A 14970-nucleotide genomic window follows, 5' to 3' on the forward strand; every position below is an offset into this window, starting at 1 on the left:
TATCAAGTATACCACAAACCGCTGCCTTTATTGGCTTTAGTTCAACTATCAGCGGCTGCTTTGCTATCAGAAAGCGGAAAAACCAATGTGAAACGGGTGCCTTCATTTGGCGTACTCTCGACAGTAATTTTGGCATCATGCAAATCGACGAGTTGTTTAACAATCGCCAGACCTAAACCAGATTCCCCGTATTTTGTATTCACGCGCGACGTATCAGCTTTATAGTACCGATCCCAAATAAAGCGCAGTTCTTCGTCTGTCATCCCAATACCCGTATCATGAATACAGATCCGAGTGTTTGTATCAGTCTGACTTGCATAGACTTTTATCGTACCGTTCTCCGTAAACTGAATAGCATTTTTAATCAGATTAACAAGGATCTGTTTAATCCGGTCGTAGTCTGCGTAAACGTTCTTACCTTTGACTTCTTTAATCACCAGTGAATTGGTGGAGGCGGAGACAATGTCTTTCATCTGCTCCTGAATTTCTTCAAGCAGTTCGTCTAGCGGGATTACTTGCTTGTTTAAAATGATTCGATTCGAACGGATATTTTCGTAATCCATGTTTTCATTAACCAGTCGAATGAGGCGTCTCGTTTCTTTCCGCATCAACTTGATACTTCGCAGCTTCTGGTTTTCCGGAATGACATCATGCTCCAGACCTTCAAGAATTCCATTAACCGTTGTCAGGGGCGTACGCATTTCATGCGCGGCATCCTGCATGAAGGTTTTACGCCTTTCTTCCTGACGATTCACTTCTTCGCGTGACTGTTTCAAGGCATCAATCATGCGGTTAAAATCTCTGGATAAATAATCTATTTCATCTCTTTCCTTGTGGTCCAGCTTTATGCTGTACTCTCCTTCAGCAACTAAGTGGGCCGCTTTTCTTAGACGATTGATTCTGTTGACCTGATAGCGTGCAAAAATCATACTCATAACCACAGCCAGTATAGTAGAAATCAAGAATGCGTTAAACAGATTGGCTTTCAAATCCACCATCTGCTGATCGATATGACTAATAGGAGCGCTAACCGTCACGAAGCCGTCATAGTCTCCGGTTACATCGTCATAATAAGGTCTATAGACCAGGACAATTTCTCTCGGGTTTCCAAGCATATCCTCCTGTTCAGTCCGGATAGCAAATGCTTCTCCCGAACGAAGCCGATCTTCACGCTCAGATGCGACTCTTGCTTCAATATGAGGCGGCAAAGTGGGATACACTAATGTCCCTCTCTCATTAAATAGGAAAAAAGAGACTTCCTGATCCATTAACACCTGCTGGATTGTCGCCAGTTCCTGATTATCTATATCTTCATCAGATATAGATTCTGCATATTGAAACAAGCGGTTTTCTATGCTTTGAAAAGCACTGTTTCTGCCGAAAATGACCAGAGAAATAACCGTTACCGTCATTAAAATGATTATAACGGCTAAAAAGCCCAGAAACTGCTGGTAAAAGTATGGCAGTTTCATTTTAATCGATTGATTCCGTGTCATCAAATTTATACCCAACTCCCCAGACGGTCTGAATAACCTGCGGACCGTTTTCAGCCAGTTTCTGGCGCAACTTTTTAATGTGTGCATCCACTGTTCGCTCATCGCCAAAGTATTCATAATCCCAAACCAGCTGCAGCAGCTGCTCTCTCGAGAAGACCCGTCTCGGACTGTTGGCTAATGTATACAGCAAATCAAATTCTTTTGGTGTCAGATTATCAAGAAGCTTATTATATAAAATGACTTCTCTCGTCGTCCGATCCATTTTTAAATGTTCTGTTTCGATTTCATATTGAATACTATCAGAATCAGTTCTGCTCTGATGTGCCCGTCTTAGTAAAGATTTGATTCGCGCTACAAGTGTTAATGGGCTGAAAGGCTTCGTCACATAGTCATCGGCTCCCACTTCCAGGCCAATAACCTCATCACTTTCAGAGTCTTTAGCGGTCAACATAATAATAGGAACGGTTGGCGACTGTTTTCTGATTTCTCTACAAATGGTAATGCCATCCATCTCAGGCAGCATTAAATCAAGTACGACTAAGTCGAACGTCTCTGGGCTGTCTAAATAGGTGTTCAACCCCGCTTTGCCATTATGAATAAAGGTTGATTCCCACTCTTCTTTTATAAAAAACATTTCAATCATTTCACAAACGGATTCGTTGTCTTCAATCATCAATATATGCATACTTAGCCTTCTTTCTATCCACTATCTTTCTATCAGTATACCTAAAATTGATGAATTTTCTATGTAAATCCGTCCATTAAATAAAGAATAGCTTAATCTGTCACAAAGTGTCCAGATTAAAAAGAAAAGCCAGTCAACTGAGGCTGACCGGCTTAATAATTGTTCACGCGTCGTTTTTCACTGGCATCTTTTCAGGCGCTTTTTTTTGAATAAATTCAATATCTTCTACAAGCATTTCCACCACATACTTCGTTTCTTCCTTGTCATTCTTATACGACCGGGACTGCATCTTGCCTATCAAGCCGATGAGATCCCCTTTAGAGCAGTATTCTTCCAGCAGTTGAGCCCGTTTGCCCCAGGCAACAAATGGAATGAAATCCGCTTCATTGCCACCGTCTTTTTTAAAATTCTTCCGGACGGCTAAGGTATTATTAGTTACCGTCAGTCCGTCTTTCACTTCCCGCAGTTCAAAAGGTTTTGTCACTCGTCCGACTAGTGCTATTGTGTTCATCCATCTTCCTCATTTCATTAATAGTGGAAAGAATTTCTTTCCCTACTATTACATATTGCCAAGTTATTTAAATTCTCACGAAAAAAATACAAGAAATTAGTCTTTTAAGATATTTTTTAGTCGGATACATGAAAAAAGCACACACACTATAGCCTGAACTTGTATTTTGTCCGCCAGGTCAACTCAGAGCGTTTTAATGACCTGAACAATGATTATAGATCCTATAATCATCCTTCAGGTGAAGCCGTTCAACCTGAAGGATGATTAACTCAAGATAATCGTCTTTCATAAATTATTTAGGCAGCAAACAATGATTATCACTCTGATAATCATTGTTCATATACTCTAACCTGTTTGAGTTTGACCAAGAGACGATTATGCACTTATAAAGTCAAAAAAAGCGCAGCGCTCAATTAGAGCGTTACGCTTTTTCACAGTTTATCCAATTAAAAAATGAAATCCATTATATGCTGCCAAAGTTCCGGATTAAATACGTCCATTGGATCTCCAGACCCGCCAATGACACTATAACCTAACATTGTTCCTCCAATGAATGCAGCTGCAATCAGAAGAAGGACAACAAGAATTTTTAAAATGTAAAAACCGACATCTTTTAATATACTTTTCCATGTCATCAGTGATCACCCCAACTCAGACCGTTTAATCGTTTTTCGTCAACATTAGATTAATTTGTTCTATTTTTTAAGATTTTCCAGCAATATTCCTGTCCCTAAAGCAACTGAATCAAGTGGATCTTCAGCTTTAAAAACTGGAACTTTCAGTTCTTCTGCAAAGAGCAGCTCAATGCCGTTCAGCAATGCGCCTCCGCCAGTCAGTATGATTCCGCGGTCAATAATGTCAGCTGACAGTTCCGGCGGCGTCTGTTCGAGTACCGCTTTCGCCTGTTCTACTACTATTACCATTGATTCGCGTGTTGCTTCAAGTACTTCAAGAGAAGAAATAGTGATAGTGCGCGGTAGACCAGTAACCATGTCTCGTCCGCGTACCTCCATTTCCTCGTTTTGACCATTATCAAAGATAACGCCAATTTCCTTTTTGATGGTCTCTGCAGTTCGTTCACCAATCAGTAATTTGTGTTTTTTCTTAATATACTGCGTAATGTCATTATCCAGTGTGTCGCCGGCGATTTTAACGGATCGGCTGGTAACAATGCCCCCCATAGATAACACGGCGATATCACTGGTGCCTCCACCAATATCAATAACCATATTCCCGCTTGGCTGGAAAATATCCATTCCCGCACCAATAGCCGCTACTTTCGGTTCTTCTTCAAGATAAATATTCTTCCCGCCACTCTTTTCAGCGACTTCAATAATTGCTTTCTGTTCGATTGCAGTTATGTTTGTCGGGCAACAGATTAAAATATTGGGTTTAGATAGAAAACCTTTTACATTCAGTTTATCAATAAAATAAGTCAGCATCGCTTCTGTAATATCAAAATCAGCAATGACACCACCTTGAAGGGGTCTTACCGCTTTAATGTTTCCAGGTGTTCGTCCAACCATCATGTAGGCATCTTCACCTACAGCCAGTACTTCATTAGTTTTTGTATCGAGCGCTACTACTGAAGGCTCATTCAAAACGATTCCTTTACCTTTAACGTGAACAAGCACATTTGCTGTTCCCAAGTCGATGCCAATATCTCTAGCCATCGTTTGTCTCCTCTCAACTCTCCGGTGCCTTAATAAATTCGGGATACTTCTTCATAATTATATTCACTCTTTCTATGATACTTAAGATAGAAAAAAAGAGCAACCATATTTTGAAAATTGTTATAAAGTGTACAAAAAAAGAACTTACTATACTCAATGAATAAGCAAGTAAGCTCTCTAATATTGGTTTGTTTAGTTTGTTGCCAACTTTTCAGTCTTCACAACCGTTGTTTGTTCTTCAGAGATGCGTTCGATATCCGCACCTAAATTTTTCATTTTTATGTGGAAATTGGAATACCCACGGTCCAAGTGATTCAGCTTCGTCACACGCGTGTAGCCTTCTGCAATTAAGCCAGCTAAGATTAGTGCGGCAGAAGCGCGCAAATCGCTGGAAGCTACTTCAGCTCCTTGCAAAGTACGTCCGCCTTGAATAATCAGGCTCTGACTGTCAATCTGGAAAGAAGCGTTCATTCTACGCAACTCTTCCATATGCATATAGCGGTTTTCAAAAACTGTTTCACGCATAATACTTGTGCCTTGGGCTCCTAATTGTGCAATCGTCATCTGCGCCTGCATATCGGTTGGGAAACCAGGATGCGGCATGGTTTTGACGTCTGTCGGCTTCAATTTTTCAGGTCCAATAACACGTAACCCTTCTGAAGTTTCAGTGAACACAACTCCCATCTCAGTCAGCTTCGAAATGAGCGGCTTGTTATGCTCAGAAACACACTCTTTAATAAGGATATCTCCCTGCGTAATGGCAGCGGCAACCATGAACGTGCCACTTTCAATTCTATCTGGAAGGATGGCGTGTTCAATGCCTTTAAGTTCTTTAACTCCTTCGATTCTAAGTGTTTCAGTTCCTGCTCCAACAACTTTTGCTCCCATTTTATTCAGGAAGTTAGCTAGATCAACGATTTCCGGTTCTCTTGCTACGTTTTCAATTGTTGTTGTTCCTTCAGCTAAAGTTGCAGCCATCATGATATTCTGTGTTGCACCAACACTAGGGAAATCAAGGTAGATGTGCGCACCTTTCAGCTTATCGACAGTGGCTTCTATATGACCATTGCCAATATGTACCTCCGCTCCCATAGCTTCAAAACCTTTAAGATGCAAATCAATTGGTCTTGAACCAATGGCGCATCCGCCAGGCAAAGCTACTTTAGCGTATCCAGTACGTGCCAGTAGTGGTCCCATTACGACAATCGATGCACGCATTTTACTCATGAAATCAAATGGTGTCTCACTGTTCAACTGGTCAGTAGTATTAATAACCATCTGCTTGTTATCTTCGTCTAATTCTGCTGTTAAATTTAAGTGTGCCAGCACTTCTTTCATAGTATAAATATCAGATAATAGCGGAACATTAGTTAACACATTCTGTCCTGTACTGGCTAATACCGTAGCTGCCAAAATAGGTAAAGCGGCATTCTTCGCTCCATCTATTTCGACGCTTCCCGATAGTTTTCGTCCTCCACTTACTAAAATCTTGTCCATTCTATGCCCTCCGTTTTTATAAACCAAGCTTACTTCTCATCGTCTGTCTTCAATACCCGTCAATTAATTGTTTGTGTGTAAAAATCTCTAATCATCCATTCGAAATGAATGCCTGATATAGTATAACAGATAATATTTGAAAGGGAAACTATTTGAAATCCCTTTAAGCATGACATTTCTGTGACATTAGACACAACTTTGTTCACATCTGTCGAACACCTTAGAATAAAAGAAATAAATTCTGAATCGAAAGAATAAAATCAATAAAAAAATTACTTGCTGTATACCCTATTGCAATTGCCACTAGTATGTAGAGGGTTCGTGCTTGAGGGATGTGATATTTTTTCAGCAAAGCATCGGTACGCAGTGCTTGAAGTGCCCAAAAAGCAACCATTACAAAAAACACATGTGAAACAAGCTGAACAATAGACTGCATAGCGATAATTGTCATGTCCTTCATCCTTTCGAGTTAATAATAGCATAGAACGTATTATATTTCATTTGTTATGCTTATGATACATTTGTAACAATCGGACGCTTTTTATGCCAAAAAAATCCGCCAGACAAAATTGCCTGACGAACTAAACTCTTTTTTAGTTTTATTGCTATAATGTTCCGAATAAACGGTCTCCTGCATCACCTAAACCAGGAAGAATATATCCTTTTTCATTTAGCTTTTCATCAAGAGAAGCAGTGTAAATATCCACATCTGGATGAGCTTCCTGAAGGACTTTCACACCTTCTGGAGCTGCTACCAAACAGACAAACTTAATATTTGTTGCGCCGCGTTTTTTAAGGGCGTCAATCGCAGCTACTGCAGATCCACCAGTCGCTAGCATCGGGTCAACAACCAGGAGCTCGCGCTCTGGCAAATCAGAAGGCATTTTGATGAAGTACTCCACAGGTTCCATCGTTTCATGATCACGATACATTCCCACATGACCAACTTTAGCAGCTGGTATCAAATCCAGCATTCCGTCAACCATCCCTAAACCGGCTCTTAAAATCGGTACAATAACGACTTTTTTACCGGCCAGTCTTTTTTGTGTACTCTTGACGAGAGGTGTTTCAATAACAACGTCCTCAAGGGGCATTTCTCTTGAAACTTCGTAAGCGAGCAGCCGAGCAATTTCGTTTACGACTTCTCTAAAGTATTTAGTTCCTGTGCTTTTATCTCTAATAATGGTCAGTTTATGTTGAATGAGTGGATGATCAATGACTTGAAATTTTCCCATGGTTTAGCTCCTTTATTTTTACTTATTCTTTTCCTATTCCATTGTACATAAAGATGGATTAACATTCCAGAAAAATCAGCAGATGCATTTATTTCAGCCACTCCGCAGCTTTTTCCAGTCGGTTCATATAGGCCCTGCCAATGCCCGATTTATTGTATGCTTCCGCGAGAATCACTGTAGCCTCAGATTCATCCAGCTTTCTTAAGCCGTTATAAAGCCTGCTGGCCGCTTCTTCCGGGTGATCTTTTTTTCCCAAAAGAAAGTACAGAGCAGTGTTGTTTTCCAAAACCGCAAACGTTTCATCACTGACCAGCAGTCCGATACGCTGATTCTTTTTTTCATACTCCTTAACGAGAACCGCTGCCTCTTTTACATTTACTGGCAAAATATATACAGGTTTATCAGGAGAATAATGACGGTACTTCATTCCGGGGGAGCGGGGAGCAAAGTTTTCAGAAGTGTTGGCTTGTTCATAATAAACTGTCCCTAAGACTGATTCCAGCTGTTCTGCTGTTACACCACCAGGTCTGAGTATCGTCGGTTTCTCAGGATTGGTCATGTCCAGAACCGTTGATTCCAGCCCCACTCCGGTAGCTCCTCCATCAATTATCCCGCGTATTTTCCCGTTTAAATCCGTGTAAACATGCCCAGCGGTTGTCGGACTCGGCTTGCCGGAGGAATTGGCACTCGGTGCTGCCAGAGGCACTCCGGTCTGTCGGATTAATTCAAGAGCCACTGGATGATCAGGCATACGAACAGCAATAGTAGCTAAATCCGCAGTCACTGAGGAGGCAATGCTCCCTTTTTTATTCAGGACCAGTGTGCAGGCACCTGGCCAGAAATGAGAGACCACCTGTCTCGCTTTTTCAGGGAAAGCTGACACATATTCTTCTGCCTGCTCCACACTCGCCACATGAATAATCAGCGGGTTATCCGATGGTCTGCCTTTAGCCTGGAAAATCTTCTGGACTGCCTCTTCATTCGTGGCATCTGCACCCAAACCATAAACGGTCTCTGTCGGAAAAGCCACAATTTCTCCCTCTCTAAGCAACTTCACTGCTTTTGAAATGTCCTCTTTAGTCAGTACCTCTGTCTTCATGAATTCCCTCCTTTTTAGATAAATAAAGAGCCCGGTCGTTCCCGCTCATATCCTGCCACATTTCAATCTGTGCGGAAGGAAAAGCCTCTCTAAAAATACTCTCTACCTTGTCTTTCTGCTTATATCCGTACTCGAGTATGACCCAGCCCTCTGCTTTCAGGACAGACGGCAATTCCTGCGCAAGTCTGTTGTAAATAGCGAGTCCATTATCTTTGGCAAATAAAGCCAAATGAGGCTCATGGTTAATAACTGAGGCATCCATGACTGTAATCTCTTCCGCACTGATATATGGAGGGTTAGAGATGACCACATCTACTTTTTCGCTGAGCGACTGGGCTAAATCACTCACTATGAAAGTAACTTCTGCATGCAGTCTTGCTGCATTCGTTTTTGCTACTTCCACGGCCTCTGGGCTGATGTCCACTGCTATTACCTTATCTTGTGGTCTTTCTAGTTTGTGGCTTATGGCCAGCACCCCGCTGCCTGTTCCGATATCCAGAACTGTAAGAGGTTTTTCCGGCAGTCTGGATAGATAACGATGGAACCATTCTTCAGTTTCCGGCCTTGGAATGAGTGTATCAGGAGTCACTTTGAATTGTTTCCCGAAAAACCATTCGTGTCCGATGATATGCTGGACAGGAATTCCTTTTGAAGCGTCTAAGATTCCATCTATATAGCTTTTGCGTACTTTCAGCGGCATGTCGGTTTTTCTGCTGGTCAGCAGCTCAGTAGTTGACCAGCCCATCTCTTCTTTCAAAAGCCATTCTGCGCTGTGGGGACTCTGTCCTTTATCTTTTAAAAAAGAAGAAGCCCACTGGAGGACTTCTTCATATGTGGTGCCCGTCGGTTCAGAATTAGTAGTCATTTTTCAGTTGCTCCATTTTTCGGGACTGTTCCCACATCAATAGCGCATCGATAATCTCATCCATTTTTCCGGATAAAATCTGATCCAGTTTTTGGATAGTCAGATTGATACGGTGATCGGTGACTCTGCTTTGCGGGAAATTATACGTTCGAATACGTTCTGAACGGTCTCCTGTTCCGACAGCCGATTTTCTTTCTGCATCCACTTCTGCTTGTGCTTCCTGAGTTATCTTGTCATAAATACGTGAACGGAGAATTTTCATGGCTTTTTCTCTATTTTTAAGTTGCGAACGCTCGTCCTGCATAGCTACGACAATGCCTGTTGGTTCGTGTGTCAGTCTTACAGCAGAGGCTGTCTTGTTGACGTGCTGTCCCCCCGCTCCACTCGCATGATAGATATCGACTCGAATGTCATTTTCATCAATGTCGATTTCAACATCTTCCGCTTCCGGCATAACAACCACAGTCGCTGTCGATGTATGAATTCGGCCCTGGGATTCCGTTTCCGGTACACGCTGTACACGGTGAGCCCCATTTTCATATTTGAGTTTTGAATACACATTTGCTCCGGTAATTAGTAACGTAATCTCTTTAAAGCCTCCAGCATTTCCGCTGCTTCGGTCCATTACCTCAGTTTTCCATCCTTGAGCATCTGCATATCTCTGATACATTTCAAACAGATCACTTGCAAACAGCTGGGCTTCATCCCCGCCGGCTGCACCTCTGATTTCCATGATGACGTTACGCTCGTCATTTTCATCTTTAGGCAATAGGAGGATTTTCAGTTCATCTTCGAGAGACTCTTTTTCCTCGATTAAGGCACTTCTTTCCTCTTTAGCCATTTCTTCCATTTCTTTATCCAGAGATTCCTTCAGCATTTCCTCAGTGTCCTCAAGTTCTGATGTCACTTCTTTATATTTTCTGTACTTAGCCACTGTCTCTCTAAGATTCGCTTCTTCCTTGCTGAGCTTCATCAGACGATTCGTGTCACTGATAACTTCCGGATCACTTAATAGTTCATTTAATTCATCATAATGAATTTCAACTTCATCTAATCGGTCAAATAGACTCATTCAATGGTCTCCTTTCTTATTCTTCCACAGCAGGTGGAAAGTGATAATGCTTACGGCAGACCGGGTAATAGGATTCGTTTCCGCCAATAACAATTTGTTCGCCTGTGTATACTGGTTTGCCGTCATGCATACGCATATTCATAATAGCTTTTTTATGGCAGAACCAGCAGATGGTTTTCATCTCTTCAATTTTATCAGCTAAGATTAGCAGCTGCTCAGATCCTTCGAACAACTGGTTTCTAAAGTCATTTTTCAGACCAAATGCCATAACCGGAATAGCCAGTTCATCGACTATCTGCGCCAGCTGGTTCACGTGTTTCTTGCTTAAAAATTGAGCTTCATCGACTAGCACACATGCCACTGGTTTATCCATGTCTTTGACAGACTGAAAAATATCCGTGTCATCAGAGACCGGTGTCGCTTTACGCTTTATCCCTATTCGGCTGGCTATGACACCCACTTCTTCTCTGTCATCCAGCTCGCTGGTAAACAGAACGACCTGCTTGTTCTGTTCCTCATAATTGTGTGCAACTTTTAATATTTCAATTGATTTCCCACTATTCATCGCACCGTATCTAAAAAACAGCTGTGCCATGCTCTATTTCCCACTCTCTTCAGTATACTTGAAAAATTAGACAAAACTAAGTCTAACCCGTACAATCCTTATAAATTATAAGCGAATCAAGAAAAAAGTACAAGCTCTGACTTGTTTCAGTGTAAAAATACCTCACTCTGGCTTACAAGGCTCTCAGGATGTGCTAAACTATTTATGATATGACTAAAGACTAGGAAAAGAGGCGACAATATGAATGAACCATTATTTTTAGAAGGCGTATTTAAAGAGAAAATCTGGGGTGGCTCTAAACTTGAAAGCCAGTTTGGATACACTATTCCAAGCAACAGAACAGGTGAATTATGGGCAATCAGTGCGCACAAAAATGGTCCGAGCACTGTTTCGAATGGTACATACAAGGGACAGACTTTAGATGAGCTCTGGCAGTCAAACCCCGAACTATTCGGCCACTCCGATGAAAGAGAATTTCCATTACTAACTAAAATCATCGATGCTGAGGATGACTTGTCTGTTCAGGTTCATCCTGATGATACCTATGGAATGAAAAAAGAAGGCGAACTGGGGAAAACGGAATGCTGGTTCATTCTTTCAGCAGATGAAGGCAGCGAAATTGTTTACGGCCACCATGCCCAGACGAAAGATGAGCTTGAAGAAATGATTACTCAAGGGGACTGGGACAATCTTCTCAGACGCATACCTGTTAAAGCCGGTGACTTCTTTTACGTACCGAGCGGGACCATTCATGCGATAGGCTCCGGTATCATGATTCTGGAAACCCAGCAATCCAGTGACACGACCTACCGTGTCTATGACTATGACCGTGTGCAGAATGACGGTACACTGCGAGACCTGCACATCATTGATTCGCTTGCCGTCACCACTGTGCCGCATACTGATCCAGAACCGGATCAAACCATTAGAAAAGTTGGACAATCGACACTCACCACTCTTGTCAGCAATGACTTTTTTACTGTTCAGAAATGGACCGTCAATGGACCTGTTACCTTCAATGCTGAAGGTCCTTACACTCTAGTTAGTGTATTAGAAGGCAAAGGGGAATTAACGATAGAGGATTCCTCCTATACTTTGAACCAGGGCATGCACTTTGTACTGCCTTACGGAATCGATAACTGGACAATCAATGGCGATCTCACTACTATCGCTTCTGTTCCTGGAGAATAATCTGAAAAGCAAGAGTTAGATGAACAGTATGCCTGCAAGGAAAAAGAACAGTAATTTAGAGGTTTCCTCTAAATTACTGTTCTTTTATACTCACTATTATGCTTCTGGTAATTTTTGTGAGGGAACAATAGCTGGAAGAGCAAAGTCTGGATAAGAACTTTTCAATCCATGTTCGCTCACATCCATGCCAGCCTCTTCTTCTTCTGGTGTAACGCGCAATCCAATAGTCTTGTCAATAAGTTTAAAGACTATTGTCATGGTCACTATGACCCAAAGCGCCACAGCACCTACACCAATGAACTGAACCCCCAGCATGGCAAATCCTCCGCCATAAAACAATCCACCTTCCACTGCAAATAGTCCGACTAGTACAGTTCCTAATCCACCTGCAATACCGTGAACACCAAAGGCTCCGACAGGGTCATCTATTTTAGCTTTATGTTCAACAAATTCACTACCATAAATCATCGCTACTGAGGAAAGCAAGCCGATGGCAACGGCCCCGAACGGACTGACGACTGCGCAACCCGCAGTAATGCCTACCAGGCCAGCCAGCGCCCCATTCATTGTCAAGCCAAGATCGGGTTTTCCTTGTATTACCCATGATAGACTCATAGCAATCAACGTTCCTGTGGCGGCCGCCAGATTTGTATTTAATAAAATGGTTCCAATTAAACTCAGCGATGCTTCATCTGAAGCTTCAAGAGTAGACGCTCCGTTGAAACCAAACCAGGCAAACCAGAGGATGAAGACCCCCAAAGCAGCAAGTACTAAATTATGACCAGGTATAGTCTGAGCTTGTCCGTTCCTGTCATATTTCCCTACTCTAGGACCGACTATTTTTGCACCAATCAATGCTGTGACACCACCTACCATGTGTACAGCTACGGATCCTGCAAAATCTTCAAACCCTAATCCAGCTAACCATCCTCCACCCCAAATCCAGTGTCCAGAGATAGGATAGATAAACCCCGAAATAATAACAGTGTACAAAAGATATGAACTGAATTTAGTTCGTTCTGCCATTGCACCAGACACAATAGTTGCTGCTGTTGCAGCAAATACCGTCTGGAACATGAGAAAAACATATCCCGGTATGTTTGAATCGTAATTCTGCGTTACGAAGAAGTCTGACGAGCCAATAAAGCCGTATAAAGAAGGCCCGAACATAATTCCAAAACCAATAAACCAGTAAAGCAAAGAACCTGTAACAAAATCCATTAGATTCTTCCACTAGTGTTGCATTAAAATATTAACCTGTTCCATGGCATAAAAAAATCCTTTATACTAGTACTTGGATGACTTATCCAAGACCAATACAAAGGATCTATGCATGGATAAGTATAAAACAAAAATGACNTTAACAGATTAGCTGACGAGTCTGCCGAATAACCAGCAATCAGTTGCATAATGAGCTGTTCTAATATCGCTAAACACTAGTGTTGCATTAAAATATTAACCTGTTCCATGGCATAAAAAAATCCTTTATACTAGTACTTGGATGACTTATCCAAGACCAATACAAAGGATCTATGCATGGATAAGTATAAAACAAAAATGACAATAAATAAATGGTTTTCGTATATTAAATTAGAACAATTAAGCTTAGATTCTCGTCAAACCATCGAACAATTTGATCGTTATGCAAAGAAATTGACATTTAAGAAAGTAATAAAGCTCTTTCTGTATGCCATTAACGATGAAACCGAAAGTTTACGACACCTAGATCAACAACTTGTCAATCCGAATTTGAAAAAAGTAATGGGGATAGACTCTATCAGTTACTCTCAGCTTTCTCGTGCCCTACGGGCACTTGAACCAAGTGTATTACTGGAGGTTTTTAATCATTTACTTTCTCTTGTGCATAAAAAGACGAAGGTAAAGTCGAAAGAAAAACTCTATCTGATTGATTCCACAACCTTTTCATTTAGCAAGAATTCCTATCCATGGGCGCATTTTAGACCGACAAAAGCTGGCATAAAGTTACATTTAAAAGTCTGCTTCATGAATGAAAGTTGGGTGCACCCTGAACAATTTGAAGTATCTCCTGCTTCTGAACATGATCATGAGCACTTAGAGGTCTTTATCAATGAGCCATTGGCTACATACGTTTTTGATCGTGGGTATCTTGATTTTGCTCAATTCGATCAAATGCATTGGGATGGGTATTTCTTCGTTTCTCGGATTAAGAAGAATACGAAGGTACATGTGCAAGGCCATCTAGACGTTCCTAAAGGAACGGGTATTATCAGTGACCAGTTGGTTCAATTGGGCAGTCAAGTCTACTTGACGAGTCTCTTTCGACTTGTGACGATAGAAAGAAAGCAGCAAGTCAATTTAAGAATTATCACCAACCGCATGGATGTATCAGCTGAAGAGATTAGTAAAATGTATCAATCACGGTGGCAAATCGAGCTCTTTTTCAAGCATATCAAGCAACACATGACGATTAAAAACTACTTTTCAAAGTCAGAAGAAGGTGTGGAAAATCAAGTCATACTGGCACTGATTGTCTACTTACTGACCTTACTCATCAAGCTTGAATTAGACTTAAAACAAACAGTTTTCCACGTTTTAAGGCATTTACGAGCGTTACAGTATGAACCGTTCGAATTATTTAAGGAAATATTCGAACCTGACTAAGTGAAAGAAGCTGCAAATCGATTTATCTACAACTAAATAAGTCAAAAAAATTCTGGAAAAAGTCATCCGCTGCGCCAGCATTTGACTTTTTTGAAATTTTTAACGAAAACTACATGTGATTTAATTAACAATAAACAAGTAACAGTGATTTTCAGTTTTATGCAACACTAGTGAGATTCTTCATAATAATATTTCCCGAATTCTTTGCTCTTGTCAAACCTGATTCTAAAATGGCAAAACCCGCCTGCATGAAAAAGACTAAAATGGTTCCCAACAATACCCAAAGTGTATCTGTAGCTGACATGATGTAACCCTCCTCGTATAATAAGTTTGTAGTTAAGAATTGTTCTTAACTTAGTTGATTGATTAACTGTTTGAAAGAATGGAGCTTTCTCCCCCATGGGGGAGAAAAATTTCAAAAAGTCACTTTTGATGATC

Annotated in this window: 16 protein-coding genes; 2 read left to right on the forward strand and 14 right to left on the reverse strand. The window is 41.3% G+C overall.

Annotation, left to right across the window (positions count from 1 at the left end):
- Positions 1-41: 41 nt before the first annotated feature.
- From ACYVLS_RS01995 to ACYVLS_RS02050, 12 genes are all read right to left on the reverse strand, one after another.
- Positions 42-1496 carry an ATP-binding protein gene (locus ACYVLS_RS01995; RefSeq protein WP_460320664.1) on the reverse strand — a complete coding sequence of 485 codons (1455 nt, stop codon included), beginning with the start codon at positions 1494-1496 and terminating at the stop codon, positions 42-44.
- Positions 1474-2181, reverse strand: coding sequence for a response regulator transcription factor (locus ACYVLS_RS02000; RefSeq protein WP_460320666.1), 708 nt, complete (start codon positions 2179-2181; stop codon positions 1474-1476). Before ACYVLS_RS02000 ends, ACYVLS_RS01995 begins: the two co-directional genes overlap by 23 nt.
- A 163-nt stretch (positions 2182-2344) precedes the next feature.
- Positions 2345-2692 carry a single-stranded DNA-binding protein gene (locus ACYVLS_RS02005; protein ID WP_460320668.1) on the reverse strand — a complete coding sequence of 116 codons (348 nt, stop codon included), beginning with the start codon at positions 2690-2692 and terminating at the stop codon, positions 2345-2347.
- Between the two features lie 446 nt (positions 2693-3138).
- On the reverse strand, positions 3139-3327 hold the full coding sequence (locus ACYVLS_RS02010; RefSeq protein ID WP_460320670.1) for a DNA-directed RNA polymerase subunit beta: 189 nt from the start codon (positions 3325-3327) through the stop codon (positions 3139-3141).
- 60 nt (positions 3328-3387) lie between these two features.
- The gene (gene mreB / locus ACYVLS_RS02015; protein ID WP_460320672.1) at positions 3388-4365 is read right to left on the reverse strand and encodes a rod shape-determining protein MreB; all 978 of its coding nucleotides are present in this window, start codon (positions 4363-4365) and stop codon (positions 3388-3390) included.
- A 192-nt stretch (positions 4366-4557) separates the two neighbouring features.
- Positions 4558-5862, reverse strand: coding sequence for a UDP-N-acetylglucosamine 1-carboxyvinyltransferase (gene murA / locus ACYVLS_RS02020; RefSeq protein ID WP_460320675.1), 1305 nt, complete (start codon positions 5860-5862; stop codon positions 4558-4560).
- Between the two features lie 220 nt (positions 5863-6082).
- Positions 6083-6313, reverse strand: coding sequence for a DUF1146 family protein (locus ACYVLS_RS02025; protein ID WP_460320677.1), 231 nt, complete (start codon positions 6311-6313; stop codon positions 6083-6085).
- 154 nt (positions 6314-6467) lie between these two features.
- On the reverse strand, positions 6468-7097 hold the full coding sequence (gene upp / locus ACYVLS_RS02030; RefSeq protein ID WP_460320680.1) for a uracil phosphoribosyltransferase: 630 nt from the start codon (positions 7095-7097) through the stop codon (positions 6468-6470).
- 88 nt (positions 7098-7185) lie between these two features.
- Positions 7186-8196, reverse strand: coding sequence for an L-threonylcarbamoyladenylate synthase (locus ACYVLS_RS02035; RefSeq protein ID WP_460320682.1), 1011 nt, complete (start codon positions 8194-8196; stop codon positions 7186-7188).
- Positions 8174-9061, reverse strand: a complete 888-nt coding sequence (gene prmC, locus ACYVLS_RS02040) for a peptide chain release factor N(5)-glutamine methyltransferase (RefSeq protein ID WP_460320685.1) — start codon at positions 9059-9061, stop codon at positions 8174-8176. Before prmC ends, ACYVLS_RS02035 begins: the two co-directional genes overlap by 23 nt.
- Positions 9051-10133, reverse strand: a complete 1083-nt coding sequence (gene prfA, locus ACYVLS_RS02045) for a peptide chain release factor 1 (protein WP_460320687.1) — start codon at positions 10131-10133, stop codon at positions 9051-9053. Before prfA ends, prmC begins: the two co-directional genes overlap by 11 nt.
- A 16-nt stretch (positions 10134-10149) precedes the next feature.
- Entirely contained in the window at positions 10150-10728 is a 579-nt protein-coding gene (locus tag ACYVLS_RS02050) for a thymidine kinase (RefSeq protein WP_460320689.1), read from the reverse strand.
- A gap of 210 nt (positions 10729-10938) precedes the next feature.
- On the opposite strand from ACYVLS_RS02050, the gene manA reads away from it, so the two are divergent.
- Complete coding sequence (manA, locus tag ACYVLS_RS02055) at positions 10939-11889, forward strand: mannose-6-phosphate isomerase, class I (protein ID WP_460320691.1); 951 nt, start codon at positions 10939-10941, stop codon at positions 11887-11889.
- A 96-nt stretch (positions 11890-11985) separates the two neighbouring features.
- Here manA and ACYVLS_RS02060 read toward each other — a convergent pair whose 3' ends face one another.
- Entirely contained in the window at positions 11986-13110 is a 1125-nt protein-coding gene (locus ACYVLS_RS02060) for an ammonium transporter (RefSeq protein ID WP_460320693.1), read from the reverse strand.
- A 315-nt stretch (positions 13111-13425) separates the two neighbouring features.
- Here ACYVLS_RS02060 and ACYVLS_RS02065 point away from each other — a divergent pair, with 315 nt between their 5' ends.
- Complete coding sequence (locus tag ACYVLS_RS02065; protein ID WP_460320696.1) at positions 13426-14532, forward strand: IS4 family transposase; 1107 nt, start codon at positions 13426-13428, stop codon at positions 14530-14532.
- A gap of 157 nt (positions 14533-14689) precedes the next feature.
- Here ACYVLS_RS02065 and ACYVLS_RS02070 read toward each other — a convergent pair whose 3' ends face one another.
- Positions 14690-14836 (reverse strand): hypothetical protein, encoded by a 147-nt coding sequence (locus tag ACYVLS_RS02070; RefSeq protein WP_460320698.1) that lies wholly within the window; start codon positions 14834-14836, stop codon positions 14690-14692.
- Positions 14837-14970: the final 134 nt, after the last annotated feature.

This window comes from Alkalibacterium psychrotolerans (genome assembly GCF_054784355.1).